This is a genomic window from Bremerella alba, assembly GCF_013618625.1.
In the GTDB taxonomy this organism is placed as follows: Bacteria; Planctomycetota; Planctomycetia; order Pirellulales; family Pirellulaceae; genus Bremerella; species Bremerella alba.
The window spans coordinates 453550-476561 of the sequence record NZ_JABRWO010000001.1 but is presented as its reverse complement, the minus strand read 5'-3'; the positions used below and the strand labels follow the sequence as shown (position 1 = coordinate 476561).

At 56.5% G+C, this 23012-nt stretch carries 17 protein-coding genes; 5 read left to right on the top strand and 12 right to left on the bottom strand.

The genetic code is table 11. From position 1 onward, the window contains the following. Window positions 1–261: 261 nt before the first annotated feature. Entirely contained in the window at window positions 262–2238 is a 1977-nt protein-coding gene (gene argS / locus HOV93_RS01885) for an arginine--tRNA ligase (protein ID WP_207394740.1), read from the top strand. A gap of 66 nt (window positions 2239–2304) precedes the next feature. Continuing rightward, complete coding sequence (locus HOV93_RS01880; protein WP_207394739.1) at window positions 2305–3222, top strand: DNA-methyltransferase; 918 nt, start codon at window positions 2305–2307, stop codon at window positions 3220–3222. On the opposite strand, the gene HOV93_RS01875 is transcribed toward HOV93_RS01880, so the two are convergent. From HOV93_RS01875 to HOV93_RS01845, 7 genes are all read right to left on the bottom strand, one after another. Further along, window positions 3197–3628, bottom strand: a complete 432-nt coding sequence (locus HOV93_RS01875) for a hypothetical protein (protein ID WP_207394738.1) — start codon at window positions 3626–3628, stop codon at window positions 3197–3199. The genes HOV93_RS01880 and HOV93_RS01875 overlap by 26 nt on opposite strands. 152 nt (window positions 3629–3780) lie before the next feature. Continuing rightward, window positions 3781–6927 (bottom strand): efflux RND transporter permease subunit, encoded by a 3147-nt coding sequence (locus HOV93_RS01870; protein ID WP_207394737.1) that lies wholly within the window; start codon window positions 6925–6927, stop codon window positions 3781–3783. Between the two features lie 18 nt (window positions 6928–6945). Next, window positions 6946–8340 (bottom strand): efflux RND transporter periplasmic adaptor subunit, encoded by a 1395-nt coding sequence (locus HOV93_RS01865; protein WP_207394736.1) that lies wholly within the window; start codon window positions 8338–8340, stop codon window positions 6946–6948. A 139-nt stretch (window positions 8341–8479) separates the two neighbouring features. Further along, window positions 8480–8884: a hypothetical protein gene (locus HOV93_RS01860; protein WP_207394735.1), complete on the bottom strand. Its 405-nt coding sequence runs from the start codon at window positions 8882–8884 to the stop codon at window positions 8480–8482. A 94-nt stretch (window positions 8885–8978) separates the two neighbouring features. Next, entirely contained in the window at window positions 8979–10115 is a 1137-nt protein-coding gene (locus tag HOV93_RS01855; RefSeq protein ID WP_207394734.1) for a sialidase family protein, read from the bottom strand. A 246-nt stretch (window positions 10116–10361) separates the two neighbouring features. Then, window positions 10362–11381: a type I glyceraldehyde-3-phosphate dehydrogenase gene (gene gap, locus HOV93_RS01850; protein ID WP_207394733.1), complete on the bottom strand. Its 1020-nt coding sequence runs from the start codon at window positions 11379–11381 to the stop codon at window positions 10362–10364. A 451-nt stretch (window positions 11382–11832) separates the two neighbouring features. Continuing rightward, window positions 11833–12084 carry a hypothetical protein gene (locus HOV93_RS01845; RefSeq protein ID WP_207394732.1) on the bottom strand — a complete coding sequence of 84 codons (252 nt, stop codon included), beginning with the start codon at window positions 12082–12084 and terminating at the stop codon, window positions 11833–11835. A gap of 283 nt (window positions 12085–12367) precedes the next feature. Here HOV93_RS01845 and HOV93_RS01840 point away from each other — a divergent pair, with 283 nt between their 5' ends. After that, complete coding sequence (locus tag HOV93_RS01840) at window positions 12368–13942, top strand: cation:dicarboxylate symporter family transporter (protein ID WP_207394731.1); 1575 nt, start codon at window positions 12368–12370, stop codon at window positions 13940–13942. Window positions 13943–13975: 33 nt separating this feature from the next. Here HOV93_RS01840 and HOV93_RS01835 read toward each other — a convergent pair whose 3' ends face one another. The 4 genes from HOV93_RS01835 to HOV93_RS01820 all read right to left on the bottom strand — a co-directional run bounded on the left by HOV93_RS01835 (window position 13976) and on the right by HOV93_RS01820 (window position 19875). After that, complete coding sequence (locus HOV93_RS01835) at window positions 13976–15229, bottom strand: GspE/PulE family protein (protein ID WP_207394730.1); 1254 nt, start codon at window positions 15227–15229, stop codon at window positions 13976–13978. After that, on the bottom strand, window positions 15230–16030 hold the full coding sequence (locus HOV93_RS01830) for an undecaprenyl-diphosphate phosphatase (RefSeq protein ID WP_207394729.1): 801 nt from the start codon (window positions 16028–16030) through the stop codon (window positions 15230–15232). 145 nt (window positions 16031–16175) lie between these two features. Then, complete coding sequence (locus tag HOV93_RS01825; RefSeq protein ID WP_207394728.1) at window positions 16176–19301, bottom strand: hypothetical protein; 3126 nt, start codon at window positions 19299–19301, stop codon at window positions 16176–16178. 100 nt (window positions 19302–19401) lie between these two features. Further along, complete coding sequence (locus HOV93_RS01820) at window positions 19402–19875, bottom strand: RNA polymerase sigma factor (protein WP_235989681.1); 474 nt, start codon at window positions 19873–19875, stop codon at window positions 19402–19404. A gap of 283 nt (window positions 19876–20158) precedes the next feature. Between HOV93_RS01820 and HOV93_RS01815 the strand changes: the two genes are divergently transcribed. Continuing rightward, entirely contained in the window at window positions 20159–20788 is a 630-nt protein-coding gene (locus HOV93_RS01815) for a sigma-70 family RNA polymerase sigma factor (RefSeq protein ID WP_207394727.1), read from the top strand. Between the two features lie 25 nt (window positions 20789–20813). Next, a complete protein-coding gene (locus HOV93_RS01810) occupies window positions 20814–22502 on the top strand; it encodes a serine/threonine-protein kinase (protein WP_207394726.1) in 1689 nt (562 codons plus the stop codon). Here HOV93_RS01810 and hemP read toward each other — a convergent pair. Then, a complete protein-coding gene (hemP, locus tag HOV93_RS01805; RefSeq protein ID WP_207394725.1) occupies window positions 22486–22668 on the bottom strand; it encodes a hemin uptake protein HemP in 183 nt (60 codons plus the stop codon). The two genes, HOV93_RS01810 and hemP, sit on opposite strands and share 17 nt — an antisense overlap. Window positions 22669–23012 lie beyond the last annotated feature (344 nt).

Sequence of the window (23012 nt, the reverse complement as noted above, 5' to 3'; positions counted from 1 at the left end):
CCCCAGCCAGGGTGCCGCTGCCGGTCGATTTCGCCATAATCTAACAAGCCCAACGGGTGTGAATCTCCACGTCTACGCGGAGATTCCTCATCTTGTCCCCTCGCCCCTCTGGGGAGAGGGTTAGGGTGAGGGGCGAACCGTGTACCCGTTTCCCAACCCTGACCCTTGGGAAGGGAGAGGGGACAATTCACGTGCACGCGCAAGAAGTCTTGAGCGTGGCACCCAGAGAACTTTGATCCATTCAAGCTGCAAGCCACTTCCATGAATATCCTTGCCCTTCTTCGTGCCCGTTTTAAGCCTGTGCTCGAACCCCTGACCGACGAGGTTGGTCCGTTGCTAGAGATGATTCGCCCAGCTGGCGATCCTAAGTTCGGCGACTATCAGGCCAACTTTGCGATGGGCCTGGCCAAGAAGCTCGGCAAGAGCCCGCGTGACTTGGCCACCGAGGTTGTTGAAAGTGTGAAGCTGGAAGACCTTTGCGAAGCGCCAGAAGTCGCTGGGCCTGGCTTCATCAACTTGAAGCTACGCGACGAGTGGATCCAGCGGCAACTGGAAAACGCGAAGACCGACCCGCGGATCGGGATCGAGAAGGTCGACGCGCCGCGGACCTACGTGGTCGACTACTCGTCCCCCAATGTGGCCAAACCGATGCATGTGGGGCACATCCGCAGCACGGTGATCGGCGACGCGCTGTGCCGTACGCTGCGGTTTGTGGGGCACAACGCAATCAGCGATAACCATCTCGGTGACTGGGGTACTCAGTTTGGGATGATCATCTACGGCTACAAGCATTTCGCCGAGAAGGAAGCCTATAAGAAAGCCCCGGTAACCGAGCTGTCGCGCATCTACCGGGTCGTGCGGGGACTGATGGATTACTTCGATGCGAAGAACCAGATGCCGCAGTTGATCGAGAGGCTCGCCGAGCGCACGGCGGATTACGAAGCGGCCAAGAACGCCCCGGTGCCCACCGACAAAGCCGAAGCGAAGAAGCAGAAGAAGGAAGTAGGCCGCTTTCAATCGCAGATCAAAGATCTGAACGAAGCGATCGAGTCGACCAAAGCCAAGATCGCCAAGACGGAAGACTCGCCTGAGCTGAAGAAGATGGCCGAAGAGCATGCCAATATCAGCACGGCAGTCCTCCAAGAAACGGTCAAGCTGCACGAAGGGGATACCGAGAACATCGCCCTGTGGAAAGAGTTCCTACCGTTCTGTGAAGACGAAATCAAACGTGTCTACGAACGACTCAACGTCACCTTCGATCATCAACTGGGCGAAAGCTTCTATCACGATCGACTGGCCCCGGTGGTTGCCGACTTCGAAAAACGTGGCCTGGCGAAAGAGTCGGAAGGAGCAACGTGCGTCTTTCTGGACGGCTTCAAAGCCCCCATGATTATCCGCAAACGAGACGGGGCGTTTCTCTATTCGACCACCGACCTGGCGACCATTGCATACCGCATGGAGCATTGGAAGCCGGACGCCATTTTGTATGTTGTGGACTTCCGCCAAGGGGATCACTTCGAGAAGCTCTTCGCGGCCACGCGGCTGTGGGGCTACACCAATATCGAGCTGAAGCATGTCAGCTTTGGTACCGTCATGGGCGAAGACGGCAAGCCGTTCAAGACGCGGGCCGGCGCTACGGTAGGCTTGGAAGGTCTGCTGGATGAAGCCGTCAGTCGGGCTTCCAAGATCGTCTGTGAAGGAGACGACAAACTGCCTGATGGGCCGGTGCTAGATGAAGCTCAGCGCAAACAGATTTCCGAAACAGTAGGCATCGCCGCGTTGAAATATGGCGACCTCTCGCAGAATCGCGAGTCGGACTACAAGTTCAGCTATGAAAAGATGCTGGCGGTCAATGGAAATTCGTCGACCTATATGCAGTATTCGTATGCCCGAGTGCAAAGCATCTTCCGCAAGGGAGAGGTCAATATCGAGGCCCTGCGAACCAGCGGCGCTCAGATCACGATCGAGCATCCAGCCGAACGCCAGTTGGCGGTGGCCATCCTGCGTTTTTCCGAGGCGTTGGACGACGTGCTGCTCGACTATCGACCGAATTACCTGACCAATTATCTGTTCGATCAGCTGGCCAAGTCGTACAGCAGCTTCTTCGAGAACTGTCCGGTGCTCAAAGCCGAGACGACCGAGCAAAAGAATAGCCGACTGCTGCTTTGCGATTTAACGGCCCGGGTGATACAACAAGGCCTGGAATTGCTAGGTATTCAAACGGTCGAAAAGATGTAGTCTCGTTTTTGTCCCCTCTCCCTGCGGAGGAGAGGGGACAAAAAACATGAGCCGCCGGAGAAGATCATGCCACGGAAGGTTTCGAAGGCGGCCTCGCCACCATTCACGCTCAACACCGTTCATCACGGACATGCCCGTGATGTTCTGCAAGCCTTTCCCGATGAGGTGCTCGACTGCGTGGTGAGCAGCCCGCCGTACTTCCAGCAGCGGAACTACGACGGCGACGATCAGATCGGGCAAGAGGCCTCGCCAGAAGCTTACGTGCAGAGCCTGGTCGAGGTCTTCCGAGAGGTTCGCCGCACGCTAAAAGAGACGGGCGCTTTGTGGCTGGTTTTGGGAGACAAATACCTCGACGGTGAGTTGCTGGGTCTGCCGTGGCAAGTGGCGCTGGCTATGCGCTGCGATGGTTGGAAGCTCCGTAGCGATATCATTTGGCACAAGCCCAACGCGATGCCCAGCAGCGTGAAGACGCGACCGACCACCGATCACGAGTATGTCTTTCTGCTGGTGAAGAACAACCAGTACTTCTACGATGCGGACGCGATCCGCGAGCCGCATGTCACCTTCAGCGAGAAGAGCAAGATGAAGGGGGGCCGCAACCACTTCCATCGCCGCGGCAGCACGCCGGAAGCTGGCAAGAATGGTGGCAGCAACAACCTGCACGATGCCCGCTGGGATCAGGCCTTTCATCCTAAGGGACGCAACAAACGCACCGTCTGGTCGATCCCCCTTTCTAAATTCCGCGATGCGCACTTTGCCGTCTTTCCAGAGACGCTAGTCGAAACGTGCATCCACGCGACGTGCCCGGCCGATGGCGTGGTGTTCGATCCGTTTCTCGGCAGCGGCACGACGGCGGTAGTCGCCAAGCGGTTGGGACGCAGCTACGTGGGTATCGATCAGTCGGAGAAGTATGTCGAGATGGCGAAAGGACGCCTGGCCGACACGAAGACCGGCCAGCTTAGTTTGCCGGGTCTTGGGAAGTAATGCGTCGACGGGGCTGAGCACGAAATGCCACCCAGACCGAAGCCACCACAATCCCTGCCATCACGCATCCCAACAGTGGCAAGCTGTTGCTGACCTTTACGGCGGTGAACGTTTCCATGTGTAAGTGCCAACGCAGCGGTGGGTTGGCCAACGCGAACGGCATCATCAGTAGGCCTACGAAGTAGCCCAGCCCAATCGATAAGACCACCGACTGCCGTGGTTTCAATATTCCGAGACCAATGACCGCAGCTAGGGTGCCGGGGATGTATTCCAGGTACGGCAGCGACGCCAAGACGACCTCGGTCCGGTAGATGCCGAACAGAACCAGCAGCGTCGCCACCAAGGCCAAGACCCATGCCGTGTCCTGCCAGGAGGAGTGCGAGTTTTCATTGGGCGTATCCGGCATGACGCGATCCTTACCAGGAAGAGGAGACAACCGTCGCTACGGCGATTCTGTCCTGAATCGGCACCCATGGCAATGATTTTGTCAGATCTTAGGCATTTCATAAGTCGTGTCTTATCATTCCGGCGGCCGATTTGCCGGAAAACTCGCCATGGCTACTCGATGCTATCAGGCGAGTCCTCCTCGGTTGCCAGTCGCTGGGCAGCTTCTTTGCCGAAGAACCAAAACATGCCTGGGCGAACTAAAAATTCGCAGAACGTACTAGTAACCAAACCGCCGAGAATGACCGTCGCCACCGGAAACAGCATTTCCTTTCCCGGTTGGCTTCCACCGATCACCAGCGGCACCAGGCCGATGCCGGTGGTCAGCGCGGTCATCAGCACCGGGGCCAGACGTTCCAGGCTTCCGTTGACAATCATTTGCTGCGTGAAGCCTTCCTCGCGGTATTGCTCTAAGTAGGTCGAAACCAGCAGCAGGCCATTGCGGGCCGCAATCCCTCCTAGCGAAATGAACCCGACCAATGCCGCGATCGACAGCGTTTGCCCGGTAATGAGCAAGGCCAGCACGCCCCCGACAAACGCGGCCGGCAGACTGAAGAGGATCTGCAAAACAATACTTGTCGACGGATAGGCTGAGTACAGCACGACGAAGGTGACCAGCAGGGCCACGATCGAGAGCCCGAAAATCCGGGTGCTGGCACTTTGCTGGGCTTCGAACTGGCCTCCCATCGTGAAGAAGTACCCTTCAGGGAAGTCGACATCATTGCGGATACGTTCGTCGATTTCCGCCACAGCGGTTCCGAGATCTTTTCCCAGCGTGTTAACGCGGACGACGATCCGGCGGCGACCATCTTCGCGTTTGATGGTGTTCGGCCCGCCCGCTTCATAGACGTTGGCCAGAACTGAAAGGGGAACATGCTGGCCGTTTTCCAGTTCTAAGGGAAACCGATGCAGGCCCTCTAGATCGGTTCGATAGCGGTCCTCGAGACGCACGAGCACATCGAAGGTGCGCTGCCCTTGATACATCTGCGTGACGACTCGCCCATTGAGGGCCGTTTCGATGGTTTCGTTAACGTACGAAGCAGGCACGCCGTAGAAAGCGAGCGCGTCCCGTTTTAGTTCCACACGAAACTGCGGAATCATCGCCTGCTGCTCCACTACCGGCGGAGCAATTCCTTCGATGTCGGAAATCGCATTCTTGACGTTATTGGCCGTTCGGCGAAGCTGCGTGAGATCGTCTCCATAGATCTTGATGGCAATTTGCGCCGTTACCCCGGATAGCATGTGGCTGATCAGGTGGGCGATCGGTTGCTCGATTTCGATCTCGATGCCAGGGACATCTTTGGTAGCTTCGTGCAGGATTGCGATCATTTCGTCGCGACCCTTATGCACTTCAGGATTAAGTGAAATAACGGTCTCGGTCACGTTCACGCCCATGGCATGTTCGTCCTGCTCGGCGCGGCCTGTTTTGGTGGTGTACCACAGCAGCGGACCGGTCGGGTTCGCTTCGCTTTTAGTGAGCTTAGCTAGTTCGTCATCGACCAGCTTGGCGAGTTTGCGGCTCGTTTCCAGAGAGGTGCCAGGAGGTGCGAATAGGTTGACCTGCACGGCTCCTTCGTCGAACGGGGGCAGAAAGTCTGTCCCCAGTCGCATCACCAGAAAGCCGCTTCCGACCACCGCGATCAACACGCCAGAGAGGATGATCGAGATCCCGTTTGGCGTGAGGCTCGCGCGGACGACTGGTTGCGCGATCCACTTCAAAAATCGCAGAAACGCACCATCGCCGCTGTGTGTGGCCTTGGCACTGGGAAGCAGGTAGTACGAAAGGACTGGCGTGACAGTTAGCGAAACGAGCGTCGAGGCGAGAATCGAAATGATGTAGGCCACGCCCAGCGGCGTGAACAAACGGCCTTCCATGCCGCTCAATGCGAACAGCGGCGCGAAGACCACGATCACCAGCACGGTGCTGATAATGATCGCATTACGTACTTCGACACTTGCCTCGAAAATGACCTTCAGGATCGGTCGGGGGTTCTCGAGCTTGGCGTTTGCTTTGAGTCGCCGGAAGATGTTTTCGACGTCGACGATCGCATCGTCCACCAGTTCTCCCATGGCAACCGCAATGCCGCCAAGGGTCATTACGTTGATTGACATGCCCAGGAAGTAGAAGATCAGCGACGTGACGAGAATGGAAAGTGGGATCGCTGTCACGGTGATGAAGGTTGTGCGGAAGTTGAACAGGAAGAGAAACAAAATGATGACCACCAAAATGGCCCCGTCCCGCAAGGCCTCGATCACGTTGGTGACGCTGTGATCGATGAAATCACGTTGCTGGTAGGTCGTTTCGATCTGCACGTCCTGAGGCATGGCCAGTTTTAAATCGGCGATCGCCGCGTTGATTTGCTGGGTAATCAAACGCGTATCGACGTTGGGCTGCTTTTGAATGGTCAGCACGACGGCGTCTCTTCCATTGATGCTGGAATCACCCCGTTTGATCTGCGCACCTTCCTTGATCTCAGCGATATGCCGCATCAACACGGGGCGTTGGCGATTGGTCGTGAGGGGGACGTCTTTGATGTCATCAATCGTTTTTAAAAGCCCCAGGCCGCGCACCAGTAGCTCTTGCGAGCTTCGATTGACATAACCGCCGGTGACATTTAGGTTGCTCTGGCTGAGGGCGTCTTCGATGTCGCTCAATTGCAGGTCGTACTGATGCATTTTGTGCAGATCGACTAGCACCTGGTACTGCTTTCGTCCGCCCCCCATGGTGATCACCTGGGCGACGCCAGGAATGGTGAGCAGTCGTTGGCGGACGGTCCAGTCGGCCATGGTGCGGATTTCTAGCGGCGAGGTCGTCCCGTCGTCGCTCCACATGCCGACCATCATGATCTGCCCCAGCAGCGAAGACATCGGGGCCATCTGCACGTCAGTTTCCGGCGGAAGATTATCTTTTTCCAGTGCCAGGCGTTCCTGGACAATTTGCCGAGCCGTGTAAATGTCAGTGCCCCAGTCGAACTCGACATAGATGACTGAGAATCCGATATCGGAGGAGCTGCGCACCGCTTGCACGCCCGAGGCACCAATCAGGCTGCGCTCGAGCACGTACGTGATTCGCTGTTCAACTTCTTCCGGCGAGAGCCCGTGCGATTCGGCAATGATGACCACGCGCGGACGAGTAAGGTTCGGCAGCACATCAATCGGTAACTGCACGGTGACGACACTACCCACCACGATCACCGCCAGCGCCGCCATGACGACAACCAGGCGATTGCGGAGGGCGAACAGAATGATGTTGTTCAACATGATTTCGCTCCTCTGCGATTAGTGGTTATGACCTTGGTGAGCATTTCCGTCACCGTCACCAGCTTCGGAAAGCATTTCTAAGTACAACTGATAAGCGTGCGTTACGACGACCGAGTCTCCCAGGCGAATTCCTCCCTTGCGACTGATCACGGCTGTGGTCGTGTCGCGATGGATGACCTCGACGGGGACCTTTTGAAACTCCTTCATGCCAGGCTCGACATGGCCGAAGACTTGTTGAAAGACGAACGTTTCAATTCCTTCCTCGACGAGTGCTTCGCGCGGCAGGACAAACTGGTCTTCGAATTTGTCCATTGGCAATCGCAGGTGCACGCGTTGCCCTGGTTTGAATCGCCACTGCCGCGTGACCGATTGATCGAGAAGCAGCGAGTCGGCGGCGATTTCATTTTTCAGTCGAAGATAAAAGAAAAATGTGCCTGTTGTTTCATCGGCGTGGTTATCGATGTAGGCAATTTCCGCGGTTCGTGTCGCGAAGTTTCGATCCGCTTCGTTTTCATGCGAATGACCGAACTGGACTTCAATGGGGACATGATTCGCTTCCAGTTCGTACAGCCGCGGCACGTCCTGCTCGAACGCTTCGCCGCGAATGTACAGATAACGGTGGTCAGCCAGGCGGGCTAGCGACGTGCCGCGTGGGACGGTCATGCCGGGGTGGATATCGAGCGTTTCGACGACAAAAGAAACGGGATCCTGTTCTGAGGAAGCGGTGTCCCGAGGGGCTTCGTTAAGCAGCACGTCGATCTGTTTGATTAGCTTACGCTGCTCGAGCACCGTCGAAACCTGACGGACGGTCAAACCTCGGGCGACCAGTTCCTGTGCTCGGGCATCTTTACGGTTTTTCAGCTTCTGCTCTTGGTACTCAAATTCAAGCGGCGCTTTGCCGGCGATGGCTCCGGATTGAGCCAAAGGGGATAGCCGGTTGATCTCGGCTCGGGTGACATCAATCTGGCCGAGCACATCCAGCAGGTCGACCTGAGCGGAAAGGACCGGTTCGTCGACGATGTCAAGCTTGAACAATGGATCGGAAAGGTGAACAAGCTGTCCGACGTCGACGTTGACACTACGAACGTTTCCACCAACCGGGGCTGCCACCGTAAAGCTGCTGCGACCGGGGATCTCGACGACTTCGCCGGGAATGGTCAGCGGCGAGACGTAAGTTTCGCCCCGCATGCTTTTGACGGCGATCTTCAAATTGTCGAACGCCGAGTCGGTCAGCGTGACGACTTCTCCGGAACCATGATCGTGTCCCTGGTCGTCCTCGTGGGCATCGCTTACCGTATCAGCCACCGGAGCAGGGGAGGGGGCGTTTTGCATTCCGGTGAAATATCCGATCAAGCCGATCGCGATAGCAATACTCAAAAAGAGTGCGATTCGTAGCAAAATCGTGCGAGGCATGATGAGCCTTTCTTGCTAGTTTTAGGTAGTAATCCGGCAGAAAGATTGAGTACCCCCAGCCATTCTAAGGTTCAACAACCTAAGCGATGGAATACCAGGGGAAATGCCTCAAAGAATGAGGCAAAATGGCTGCCGGAAACTAGCAGCGAAAGAGCTGAGACTGGGCGCGCAGCGTCCTAGTCGGAGGCCCTGAATCGCACGGAGATTGTGAGATGTCGCGAGAAAAAGTAAGCGTGAACGAACTGCCTGTCTGGTCGAGGCTGGGTAGCCAGGCCATTACCTGCGAGGCGTCGCTGTCGACCGTTCGCGCGGATACCAAAAGTGCGGAATCGTCTTCCTGGTCGCAGTCGCAATGTTCCTCTGGCGTATGCTCGTGTGCACAGCTTGGCATTTCCTGGTCGTGCTCTGTCAGGTGATGCATAGCGGCGTACCACTGGTTTTCTTCCAGACAACCGCCCGGGCAAACGCCGTAAGAATAGACCATGCTCAAGATGGCCAGAGCCACCGTCATGGTGCGAAATCGAATTGGAAGAAGATGGAACATACGCTCAAATCATAGTCCGGGTGACCCAGGCCGACAATTGCAATTAACGGCCAAATGGCGGACAGGTTGCGGTTATTTTGCGGTTATTTTGCGGTTATTTTGCGGTCGCGGCCGTTGGAATCTTCAATTTTGTAGGATCTAAGACCACGTGCTTGATCGTTTCGCGGCGATAGGTATAGACGATGTGTACTTTGCCGTCGGAAGACTGGATCACGGCCGGATACGAGTATTCGCCCGGTTGTCGCTCGAGGGTCAAAACGGGATGCCAGGCATGGCCGTCCTTCGAGATCGCCACGTTCAGCATGTTACGGCCAGCCGGAAAATCCGACTCACGAATGGTGTGATTGTAGACCAGCACCTGCATACCATCGGCCAAGCTCACGGCGTCGGTGCCGGAATTCGGGTTGGGCAAATCGGTTCCGCTTAGTGCGCTCCAGGTCTTGCCGCCATCTTCCGACCAGGCCGAAGCAACCAGGTTTTCGCGTGTGCGGCAAAGGATCTGCATCTTGCCGTCTCCATGCGTCAGGATGCTAGGCTGGATGGCATTAAACAGTTTGGCATCGTTGATCGGACCGATCACTTCCCACGTCTTGCCGAGGTCTTTGGTGACCTCGAAGTGGACCCGCCATCCTTTGTGTTCGGTACTGGAAGGACAAACGATCGTGCCGTCGTCTAACTGAATGGGTTTGTTTTTCACCGGGCCCAGCAGATTGCCGATCGCTTCCTGCTCGCCGAGACGAGCTGGTTCGCTCCAGGTGATTCCGTTGTCGGTAGAAGTGGTCAGCATGCCCCACCAGAGACTTGGGCTGGGGCCAACCTTATAGAAGAGCATGAGCGGCCCTTCTTTCGGTTGAAACAGCACGGGATTCCAAGCAGGGTAACGGAGTTCTTCGCTTTGGTAACCATCGGCAACTTCCACAGGGGTCGACCAACCGTTGCCCGTGTTGCGTGAGATCCACACGCCTACATCTGGATGTTTTTCGTGGGTCCCGCCAAACCAGGCAGCGACCAGTCCATCAGACGTTTCGGCAATGGTCGATGCGTGGGAGTTCTGAGTGGGGCGATCTTCCGTCGGAAAGATGAACTCCGAAGCCACGAACGCTGGCGTTTCTTGTCCGGCGACTTTAGGAAGTTTGGGGGCTTGGGAATCGGCAGCTTGGCCGCGGGCAGGACATACAAGGAGCCCGACCAACAGTCCAAACAAGCCACTATAGGTAACGATTGATTTCATGGCAGTGTTAAGCAGTAGTCGTTTATGGGATCGCTTTGCGAGCGATTGGGGGTGGGCATCGCATCGAAAGATGCTTTCCCCAATGTTCCGACATTCGGCCATCTGTGTCAAAGCGAATCGATAGGGTAATTTTTTCGCGAGTTCTGGCCTTCTACAGTCTACGCCAAAAACCTATGCGCATGAAAAAACCCTCGGATATCTACGCATCCGAGGGTTTTGATGGTTTTTGTCGCAGAAGCAGGCGAATTACATGGTGCCCAGCTTCTTGACCAGGTCGGCGGTACGAGCCGAGTAACCGGCTTCGTTGTCGTACCACGAAACAACCTTGACCAACTTCTCGGAGATCACGGCGGTGAATGGAGCCGCAAAGATCGAGCTGTGTGGATCGCCGATGATGTCGGACGAAACGATCGGGTCTTCGGTGTATTCCAAGATACCCTTCATCGGGCCTTCGGCGGCAGCCTTGACGGCGGCGTTGATGGCTTCGACGGTGGCCGACTTGGTTAGGTTAGCAGTCAGGTCGACGACGCTACCGGTTGGAACCGGAACACGCATGGCGATACCGGTCAGCTTGCCCTTGAGTTCTGGAATGGCCAGAGCAACAGCTTTGGCGGCACCCGTCGAGGTTGGGATGATGTTCTGAGCGGCAGCACGAGCACGGTAAGGATCGCTGTGCGGCAGATCCAGCACGTTCTGATCGTTCGTGTAAGCGTGAATCGTGGTCATCAAACCGCTTTCGATGCCGAACGAATCGTTCAGGACCTTAGCGACTGGAGCCAAGCAGTTGGTCGTGCAACTAGCGTTGGAAACGGTGGTCATTTCGGCGGTCAGTTGATCGTCGTTGACACCGAGAACACAAGTCAGATCAGGTGCGTCCTTGGCCGGAGCGGAAAGGACAACCTTGCGAGCACCAGCGTCGAGGTGCGAGTCGTAACCAGGCTTTTCGCCGGTCTTCTTCGCGGTGAAAACGCCGGTCGATTCGATAACGACATCCACGCCCAGGTCGCCCCATGGCAGGTTGGCTGGATTACGTTCTTCGAGAACCTTGATCTTCTTGCCGTTGACCGTCAGGCCTTCGCTATCGTATTCGACGGTGCCTGGGAAGCGGCGATGCGTGCTGTCGTACTTCAGCAGCGTCGCGAGCATTTTGTTGTCGGTCAGGTCATTGATCGCAACAACCTCGAACTCCTCAGGGCGAGCGATCATGTTGCGGAAGGTCAGTCGACCAATACGTCCAAAACCGTTAATTGCAACCTTTACTGCCACGGCACTATTCTCCTGAGGGGTAAATCGTTGGGCGGCGAGGATTCGCCGTCATGTATGTTTGTGTCTCTGTTCCCTTAACGGGACGATCGCCGAGTGGGGTGTGCTCTCGGCGTTATAGCACGCATCCTGAACGTGCCCAAGCGGGCCAGACATCCGTGCCCAGAGTTTTCTCGCGAAGCGCCTAACAAAATTCACGAAAACGTGAGTGCTTCTCAAGTGAAGGCGATTATACGGCCCCTTAATTTGATGCACAAGCGGCATAAGGGGTTACGAATGCAGAGGAAAAGAGTCACAAGCTAAGGGGTGTTATGGCCCGGTAAAGCTGCGATTGTGGGCACGAAGATGCCTCAATGGTAGGCACTGGGGGGATGAGCCCGGAAAGAAGATTGCAAGAAGAAAGCTACGAGGCAGGTCTCGCCCGATTGCGAGACCTGCCTAATCGTCCGTACGACTATCGGATCAGTGCCGCGTTCTGGTCGCGGGAAAGATCTGCGTGCGAGAGATCGCCGGACGGTTTTTCGGATTGGTTGGGTGCTGGACGAGACTTGTTTTGCCGGGATTCGGCGAGTTTATGGACGCCGAATAGGACGGCAAAGACAGCAGCCCAGGCCAATGGATAGAGCAGCACTCCCGGTCCGAGGATGACAGCCCCTAGGACGCTCCAGAGAATTCCGATCGATACTAAAAGGATTCCTAATTTCATCGTGCTTCATCTCCCTGGCCTATTCGTGACCACTCCACTCCTCGGAATGTCCGCCCAGTCACGTTACGGTAAAGGTGGCGCTGTTAAGGGGCTTCTATGGTAAGTATACTCTCAAAATCTAATTTGGGCCTATAGGAATATTCTCTGCAAATCGGGGTCCAAGCGACAAAATTGAAAGTAGGAATCGCCATATAGCCGGAAATTATCGAGGAAGTGGCTGGGTTTTCCTGCTCGAGGTCGGTTATCCTAGGCGGACACTTAGTAGCACCAGGGAGGAAGCCCCATGACCGATACAGTGGAAGCAACCAAGTCAGACAACAGCATGCGTGGCCTGATACTTATTTTGGTAGGTATCGTCTTGGGCGTACTTTTAGGGCTTTTCTACGGCAAAACGATGTGGATGGCCTCGGAAGGCCCCGAGAAAGCACTCGCACGGTTCGAGGAAACGATCGAACAAAAGAAATCGGACGCCGCCAACTACCGCCAGGAAGCAGAAGAAGCAGACGATCCTCAGGTTGCCCAGCGTCTCACCCAGGAAGCCGATCGCCTGGAAGATCAGCTTCCTAAAATTCAGGCCCGCATCGAACAGACTGAGAAAACGGTCGAAGGAGTCGAGGCGGATAAGAAGGCCGGAAAACTCGGTTTCGCACAATCGGTCTCTATCTTTTGTGAATTCTGCGGCGACTTGTTCCTGCAAGTACTTAAACTCTTGGTCATTCCGTTGGTTATCACCAGTATGATCAGCGGAATCACATCGCTCGGTGATATTCGAAAGATGGGGCGTGTCGGGCTCTCGACCATCGTCTATTACTTCAGCACCGGGGCGATCGCAGTTTTCATCGGGATTGTGTTGGTCATCATCATTCAGCCCGGTATCTCGGCCGATGACACGTTCGCGTTCCGTACCGATAGCGTCGAAGCGAAGGAAGGTCAGACCACCATGGAGGTGTTTCTTGATGTCTTCCGTGGCCGCGAAGGCGACCCAGGCAGCGGCATGTTCCCCTCGAACTTGTTCCTGGCCGCGACCAACACCAACGTGCTGGCACTGATTGTCTTCGCCATTGTCTTTGGCGGCGCGCTCACCACGCTCGGCGAAGAGGGGGCTTTGGTCATTCGCTTTTTCAACGTGTGCAACGAAGCGGTGATGAAGATGGTGCATCTGGTGATGCTGTTTGCGCCGATTGGTATCTTTGGGCTCGTCAGCTCGAATATCGCCAAGAACGGAGGTGGCGCCGGTTTCCTAGAGCAGCTTCAAGCGATTGGTTGGTACGTTGCCACGGTGGTGATAGGACTGCTCATCCATGCGATCGTTCTTGCCACTTTGCTTGCTGTTCTGGGTAAGCGAAATCCACTGACGTATACCTTCAACCTGCTGCGTGCTTTGCTTACATCGGTCAGCACGGCCAGCAGCGCGGCGACGCTGCCGGTCACTATGGAATGCGTTGAAGAAAACAATGGCGTCTCGAATCGCGCCGCCTCGTTCGTCTTGCCGCTGGGGGCCACTATCAACATGGACGGCACGGCGCTCTATGAAGCGGTGGCAGTGATCTTTATAGCGCAGACGCTGGGGATCGATCTTTCAACAGCGGATCTGGTGATTGTGTTCCTCACGGCATCGCTCGCTGCGGTGGGTGCGGCTGGTATTCCGGAAGCGGGCCTGGTCACGATGGTCATCGTGCTGCAAGCGGTTGGGCTTCCGATGACAGGGATCGGAACGATCCTGGCAATCGACTGGTTTCTCGATCGTCTGCGTACGACCGTCAACGTTTACGGCGACGCATGCGGGGCCGGGATTATCGATACGATGGTGGTGCAAAAGCAAGCGGCTGCCGCCGAGCAGACACCAGCCGCGACGTAATCATTTAATCCGCAGCGAATGGGAAACCAGCCGCTACTGCGTGGAAGGGTCGTCCCGAAAACCAAGCACCCGGCGGATTTCAGCCGGGCTGGTCGTGCCGCTAGATAGCATTACTTCGGCCTGGATCCACCGCGTCGGCATGCCGGCCTCGACGGCCCAGGCCTCGATTGCGGCGGACGTGGCCGTATCGAGCGTCAGCTTCGAGAGTTGATGCTTGTGCGGTACAAGCCACTCGGCCAGCAGTGTGCGTCCCAGATAGCCGATGCCTTGGCACTTCTCGCAACCGCCGGGCTGCTTCATGCCTTCGAGATTAAAGCCCAGACGTTGATCGTCTTCGCAGGGGAGAGCGCACTGGCACAGCGTTCGCAATAGTCTCTGATGCAGCACACCCAGCAGCCCGCTTTGAATCATGTAAGTGGGAATGCCCATGTCGATCAACCGCCGGATCGCTTCGGCCGCACTGCCACTGTGAAACGTACTGAGGACAAGCTGTCCGGTAAGACTGGCCTGCATCGCTGTTTCGACCGTGACCGGATCGCGAATCTCACCCACCAGGATTACTTCCGGGTCTTGCCGCATCAGGCTTCGCAGACCTGTCGCGAAATCAAAGCCTGCGTTGGGGCGGATATGACTTTGCGAGATACCAGGGATTTCGGATTCAATGGGGTCTTCTAGCGTCACGATGCTCCGTCCGCCATGTTGCTCGGCGACGATATGCCGGAGGCAGGCATAGGCTGAGGTCGACTTGCCGCTGCCGGCCGGGCCGGCGATGAGGATCATCCCGGAGGACTCTTTCAGCAGCGTGGCGAGATCGTGGGCAATGTGCGTGGGCAGCCCCAGGTCGCTCAGCTCTTGGAGTTCGTCTTGCTGCCAGAGGATCCGAATGACGACCCGTTCGCCATGCAGCGCCGGGAAGGTGCTCACACGGACTTCCTGACCAAACGTAAGGTCGCTGACGCGTCCTTCTTGAGGAATATCGGTGCGGTAGGTCAACAGGCCGGCGAGAATCTTGAGCCGGGCGGCCGCGTCCGTCTTTTCTCCGCGAGGGATCTCTCCCAGCGTTTGAAGGACACCATCGATGCGGATTTTGATTTGGTAGCTGTTGGGGGCCGGCTGAAGGTGCACATCACTTGCTCGCAGCGACAAAGCCCCTTCGAGCAACGCGGCCACAAGCCGTTCGGCGTAGGCGTCGACCTTTGGGTCTTGGCTGAGTAGTTGCTGGTGAAGTTCCGTCAGTTGCATCAGATTAGTAGACCACTTCAGCGGAAAGGGAGAGACGAACGACAACTATCTTATCGTCGTCTGCCACACGAGAACAAACAACCCGACTGCCAGACACCACCACGCGAACCAGTGCAGTCGTCCCCGCTGAACGATCCGCAGCAACAGGACCAGCGATGCCCAGCCTACTGCAAAAGAGACCAGAGCTCCCAGCAGCAACAGCCAGGCCGGCAGCCCATTGTTGGCTTCCGCTGGTTGTGAGAGGGACTTGGCCAGCTCTAAAACAATCGCTCCAAGAATCGCCGGCACCGCCATCAAAAACGAGAAGGTCGCGGCGGCTTCACGCGAAAGTCCCAACGCCTGACCGCTGCAGATGGTCGATCCACTGCGAGATATACCAGGCAAGATGGCAAGGGCCTGGGCGCAACCAATCCACCAGGCTTGGCCCCAAGTGGTCGCTTCGTACATTTGTTCGTTCTGGCTCAATCGCTGCGAAAGCAACAGGATCACACCGGTCACCAGTAGGCACATCCCAGCGACCAAGGGAGATTCAAGTAGCGCATCTCCGCCAGATAGTTTCAAAACGACAGCGGCAATCACCGCCGGTAAGGTTGCCAAGGCCAGCAGAAACAGGATCCGCCAGTCTGTGGTTAGCGCCTCGAAGAGGTGTCGACGATAGACAACCAGGATCGAGCCTAGCGTGCCGGCATGCAACACAATGTTGAGCTCGACCAGGTCGAACGTTTCGGCATCGGCACCCAGCAGCGTCGCCAGAACCACGAGGTGGCCCGACGAACTGATCGGCAGGAACTCGGCTATGCCCTGCACAACGGCCAGCAAAATGATTTGCCAAACTGGAAGATCCACAAGCTCATGACCCCGACGCAGCGGAAGAAAGTTTCTCTATTGTCAGCCGCGATGAAGCGGTTAGGAGAGAAGCCACCGGGAAATGTGTCTTCGCGATCGGCCGATAGCCGATGCGATCCGCAGAACCGCTACAGCTGGCGTGCTGTTAGTTCGCAGCTTTCTTAGGGGCGGCCGGAACAGGAGCCGCGAGGCTAGGCAGCCGCACCTCAACGTACCGGACCACGGTGCCTAAACGTCCCGAACCATGGGCGTCGATCAGCAGGCGATACCGGCCAGGCTGCCGCGGCAATTGCACCGGGATGTTGACTTGGCCGTCGGGATTGGTCGTCAAACGAGGCTGCCAAAGAACGGGTTCGGATCGAAGCGTTTCGGTTTCGCTCTGTGGATCGCCCGAACGCCCCATCACGCTTTCGGCGGACTCAATTTCTACCGCATCGGCTTGAGGATCGTTGGCATCATTATCCGCAGGAGCTTCCGCTTGGGGCGAAGGTTCTGGTTGCGATCTCATCAAACGCGGTGTCGCGCCAAAGCTTTCCATGCCGGCACCTCGCATTTCGGCGTTACTTGCGTTAGCAGGAGCCGACAGGGGGGATCCGCCGGGAGCATCATTCGAGGGCTCTCGCATGCCTCCGGCCGTGGGCTGAGCAAAGCGGGCCGGGCCCGATCGCAGTTCGACTTGAGCTTTTTGTGACGGTTGGCCATTGCGTTGCAGTTCGACAGCAGGGCGAATCTGAGGAGCGTTAGCGGACATACTACCAGCAGCAAAAGATGAAGCCGCTGCGTTGTCGTCAGCCATCGGGATGACCGCGCCATCGGCCTGGCGTTCCTTTGGCAGGTCTTGAGATGCCTTCGCAAGTGGGGTCTCTCGCTTCTCAATGGCATCGTTCAAAGCGACCATCTCAGTCTGGCTCGCCGAAGGGGCGTTCATTTCTGGAAGGGCCAGATTGAGCGAGAAGATTCCCCACAGTACGGCTCCCAAGGCGACCAATAGGCCTGGCCCCCAAACACCAATCTTCGGCAGGCCTTGAACGACGGCCAAGCCAATCAAACAGACCACCAAGATTCCGCCAGCGACGGTCAGCATCCAACTCGACGTCTGGCGAATGTCTTCCAGTTGCGACTCCCAATCGGCATGCACGGCGGCGAGCGCGGTTTGGTATTCCGACTGAACGATCTTTTTGTTGGATCGTCGCATGACTGGCAACTTGGCTTGCGTTGCAGCCGATGCCGTGTCCGCTTCCTCTGGAACACGAGCGGTCATCTCCGAGGTATCGGAAGTCGGTCCGACCGATTCTTCCTTCCACGTCGAAAGGGCCAGGACCTGATCGAACCAGACGCTGTCTTGTTCGAGATCGCGGATGTTTTCTGGAAGGGCTGCAGCGGTGGCTGGAACTTGCACGCGACGATTAAAGAACCATTCTCCTTCCAGACCCAGCGGCTGCTGCGACCGGGGGAGTAAGTCGGTCACGCGTTCCATCTGGACACCCAGAGTGGCCTGAGCGGGGCTGTCGAATTCGTCGGTCACGCTGACCTGCACGTTCAAGCTTTGCCCCGGATCGGCTTGTGCCGGCAGGCCTTCGACGTCGATATCGTAACGCTGCACGGGAATGCGATAGATGATTCGTTCGGCGATCAGCTGCGGCTCGGCGACCGAGTCTCCTGCGTCGTCTTGCTGAGGCACGCTGAAGAGCTGCACTCGCTGCGCACCACTGGCTTCCGCTGGCAAGTTGAGTTGCACCGGCTGTGTGATCGGAGCGTTAACACCGACATCCCAGAGGTTGTGCCCGATGGTGTTGTGTCCGTCACTGGCGACCAGGGCCAGCGTGCTGTTGGCTTGAGCAACGCGGACTTCGACTTCCAGCGGCTGGTTCGCAGGGGCGACTCCGTTGTTGATCTGCATCGCGGCCGGTAGCGACTGGGCCTGGGCGATTTGTTCTTCCAGCGGTGCCTGATTTTCTTCGACCACTTCCACGGTGTAGTCCTGCATCGGCTGCGGGACGAAGTCGAAGTAGCCATAGTCTTGATCCGGCTTGTCGGTCTCGGCGACCTGCTTGGCTTCCGCTCCACGAACCTGCATCCGAGCGCGATTGCCGCTGGCTTGATCGCGCGTGGCCAAGTATCGCAAGCGATTCGACACGCCTGCGACCAGGTTGCCACCTTCCGGCCTGGCGGCAATCTGCGAGGGCGCACCGCCGCCGTAAGCACCGAAAGTGTTGTCCTGGTAGGCGCCGTATTGACGAGTGCTAAGTCGAGCTAGGCCTGCTGGGTCTTTCGCGCTGGCATCGGCGATAGGCAACGCACGCTGCTGATAGTTGTTTTGTAGCTGAGGACTTTGGATACCCAGTTCGACATTGTCGAAGTCATTGGCCGTTGGAACTTGCATCTGGCCTTGAGCAACCCCTTGAAGCGTCGCACGTTCGGCGCTGGCAATGTGATTGAGCCCTCGCTGATTGGGAAGCCTGTAAACGAAATCGACATTCGCGGACTGGTCGCGATTGGTTTGTGGATCGAGCACCACGGCGCGGAAATTGACCATTTCGCCTGGCTCGGCGATTTCGCGGTCGGTTTGCAGAACGGCGATTGGTTTGGGGGGGGCGGCCTTCACGTCGATGTCGAGCGTGCTCTTCGCTTGCTCGTGCCGGGCCACCACTTCAAGCTTCGCAGCATACGAGACTTCGTCGGCGGGAATCTGGCAAACGACTTGACCATTGGTGGCCGTGGTCAGGCCATAGTAAACGGTCGCCCCTTCCGGATTCTTAAACGTGTACTCGACTTCGGCGTCGACCGGCTGCGAATCGGCGTCTTCAATCGAGACGAAGAAGTCGTTGCGAACTTCGGCCGCCATTAACGAGGGCCCAGTGACCGAGACGCTCAGGAAGTTTTTCGCCAAGTGTTCCTTCTGCTGAGCGAACGCGAGCGTTTGGTCTTGCTGGTCGATGCTTAGCATCGGGTAGCCGAACGCCGCAATCAGTAAACAGGCTGCCAGGGCCGCGACGACTTGTAGCGTGCGCGAAGCCCACATGGCCGCCGGAGTGCTTGGTGTGGGGCGATCGTCGTCTGCTTGCCGTTTCCAGTCGTCGTAGTTGGGAGGCTGCGTATTGGCCTGGGTGACTTCGGCCAGCAGTTCGGTCTGTTCCTTGAGCTCGGCATATTCGCGTGCCAACTGCCCGTCGGAACTGATACGATCGACCAGCTCTGCGGACTGCTGGTCCGAGAGTAAGCCGTATATCAGTTCCAGCATCTGCTGCTGGATTTGTTCGCGTTCGTCCATTGCTCTCTTACTACGTTCGATTCTGTTGGGTCGAGGTGTTCCCGAATTCGGTTTTGAGGATTCGCTTAGGTTTAGGTTAATTCAATTGAGGATCAATAGCTTACAAAGGATTCTTCCGTGGTGACTCTTGGGGGGCTAGGTGTTCTCTCAGGTGCGAGAGGGCCATACGCATGCGGGTTTTGACAGTTCCCAGGGGAATGGAAAGCGTTTCGGCGATTGCTTCGTACGTGAGGTCACCGTTCTGACGAAGCAGGAAGACTTCCCGTTCTTCATCACGGAGCTCAGATACGGCAATCCGTAAACGTTCCATTTGCTCGGACCTGTGGGCGTGGTATTCGGGAGTCGGCTCTTTGCTGGGAACGACTTGCTGCTCGTCACCTAATGCCTGACGTTTGCGTCGCCAGGCTGTCATCCGCATATCGCGACCCGTATTCACGGCAATGCGGAAGATCCACGCCCTTACATTTTCTATTTCGGGTAATTGTTCACGGTGACGCCAGCACTTGATGAAAGTCTCTTGGAGGGCATCGTGAGCATCATCCATATTGCCCAACAAGTGGTACAGCGTACCCAATAGTTCCCCGTGAAGACCCGAAAAATGGGTCTCCAGCGTATCCCCACGGTTTTCCGCAGGGGGGGTACTGCTTGCGCGACGCGATTGCTCCACAATGGGCCCTTACGGATAGTTAGACGAGATGACCTGCCAAAACGATTTAGGCTGGGCACCGATTTTTTAACAGAACGGTTGCGATTTAACACCAGATTGGCAGGTTTTATCGGTTAATGTGGGGGCAGTTCCTCCGGAATTCTATTCTGGTGGCTTGCTGGAGGCCCCCCTCGTTCAAAATAATAAATATATGTGGCCGGAAACTGACAAAACGCAGCAGCTCCTTCAAGGTGCCCGAGACGGGGATACTTCCGCTCGGGATGCCCTTTTACAGCGTCATCGCGATTCTCTTCGCCGAATGATCGAAATGCGACTGGATAAGCGGATTCAGCAACGCGTCGACGCTAGTGATATTGTCCAAGAGGTTCTGGTCGATGCCAATCGCCGGTTGGCCGATTATCTGGAAAACCCGAAAATGCCGTTCCATCTGTGGCTACGGCACATGGCCAAAGATCGAATTATCGATGCCCATCGCCGTCATCGGGTTAGCGGAAAACGAAGTGTCGACCGCGAACAAAATATGAACGTCGGATTCAATATGGATCAGTCGTCGGTCGATTTGGCTGCTCAATTGTGCGACCAGAATACGACGCCCGGGGCGGCCGCGACCATGCAAGAGCTGCACGTCCGCTTTCAAGCCGCCATTGAAGAATTAGACGATCAAGACCGAGAAGTCGTAATTATGCGACACTTCGAGCAGCTTTCGAACCAGGATGTGGCCGCGGCGCTCGATCTGAGCCCAGCGGCGGCCAGTATGCGATATCTGCGGGCCATTCGCCGTTTGCGAACGTTATTGGGTCCGACGGCCGTCGACGAGTAATTCTTCTTTGAGTCAACGCGAGAGCATGGCCACCGACCGGGATCAAATCGACGAACAACTGGCCGAGCTTCTCGACGAATTGACTCAGCGCGTGCATCGCGGTGAAATGGTCGACCTGGATACCGTCGCCACGCAGTATCCACACCTGGCCGAAGATCTGAAAGAAGTGTGGGGCGCGGTGATGTTAGCTGATGCCGTGGCGCTCAATGCTTCAATTACGAGCCCCAGCGTAAGCGACGAACCGATCCCCGAGAAGCTTTCCCAGTTAAAGCTTCCGCTTCGCTTTGGAGACTACGAACTGCTCGAGGAAATCGGCCGGGGTGGGATGGGGGTCGTTTATCGAGCACTGCAGGTAAGTCTGAACCGCATTGTGGCCGTGAAGATGATCCTCAAGGCGCAGCTTGCTTCCGAGGACGAACTGAGCCGCTTTCTGGCCGAAGCCGAGTCGGCCGCACGATTGAGCCACCCTGGCATTGTCCCAGTGTACGAAGTGGGGCACCGCGACGGACGATATTACTTCAGCATGAAGTACATTGAAGGAGAGACACTTGCGCAGCGGCTGACGCGTGGGCCGATGCCTGCAAAGGAAGCGGCGCGGATGATGCGGATCATCTCGAGTGCGGTCCACGAGGCCCATCAGCATGGGATTTTGCACCGCGATTTAAAGCCGTCCAATATCCTGATCGATAAAAATGATCGCCCTGTGGTCACGGACTTTGGTCTTGCCAAGCAGGTGACCAGCGATGTCGATAGCATTACGCGTAGCGGGGCAATCATCGGTACGCCAGCGTTCATGGCCCCAGAGCAGGCCAGCGGCGACCGGGGGGCCGTAGGGGTTTGTAGCGACGTCTATGGTTTGGGAACGATTTTGTTCGCCATGATTACCGGGCAGCCTCCTTTTCAAGGGAGAACGCCAGTCGACGTGCTGCTGAAGGTGCTAGAGCAAGATCCACCGTTTCCGCATCAGGTTAACCCAAAGGTCGATCGCGATCTAGAGATGATCACGCTGCGCTGTCTGCAGAAACCGATGGACCTGCGATATCCCGATGCGCAGATGCTTTGCCTGGATTTTGAAGCGTACCTGAACGACGAGGCTATCTCGGCACGCAGCGGTCAGTTCTTCCAAGTTGTTTCCCGGTTGTTTCGCGAGACGCACAACGCCCAGGTTCTCGAGAATTGGGGCCTGCTATGGATGTGGCACAGCTTGGTTCTGTTTATCTGCTGCGTGATGACACAGATTCTACAGTGGAACAACGACGGTCATCGCTGGCATTACATTGCTATTTGGACAGTCATCTCTGGAATCTGGGCCGGATGCTTCTGGTATCTGCGACGAAGAATGGGCCCGGTCACGTTTGTCGAGCGTCAGATTGCACACGTCTGGGGCGCCGGCATGATTGGCGTGGCGTGTCTTTTTCCGATCGAATGGCTGTTGGGCCTGGCACCCCTCGAGCTATCGCCGCTGTTGGCGGTGATTTCGGGAATGGTCTTCTTAATCAAGGGAGGCATTCTGACAGGCTGGTTTTACTTTCAGGCGATGGCCTTGTTTGCGTGCAGCGTGCCGATGGCCTTGTACCCTGATGCGGCCCATCTCCTCTTTGGTGTCGTATCGGCGGCCAGTTTCTTCATCCCCGGACTGCAGTATTATCGACAACGGCTGCGCTCTGGACGCGAACGTCCTTTCGTGTCGGCGCCTTCTACTTTTGTAGAATGAGCTTCCCTGACTTGGTTTCACACAAACGATAAACCGCATCGCCGTGCTGGATCCAAACTTCTTTTTCACCGGCCATGATCTCTTCGGATTGGATGGTGCGCTTTAATAGCGTGGCAGGTTCAGGCGTAGGCGTGGGTGCCTTTTGGTCTTGATCCGAGGTGTTCATGCGAAAGCTTTTCGAGGCATACGAAGCGGGAAGGGAACCGAGGAAAATTCGCTGATGTCGTTGACACTGGCTAACGCTCTGTTAGTTTATAGCGATATTGATACTCGGTATCAACCATGACTTGTGAAAACGTTTTCTTTAGCATTTTGCGACGTGCTTGCCAGCGCTCAGCGCCAGCCAGCTTTCACGGCACCCATTTCAAGCGGGACAATTTCCGCAAAGCGAGGGGATGTTGGCTGGAACTCGAAGTAAGCTCGATCCGAGTTTGAGCTTCCCGTTTAGGGACAGGACGCTGAGTCCTCGTAGCATCCCGGCAGTCTTAAAATCGATCCTTAAATCGCGGT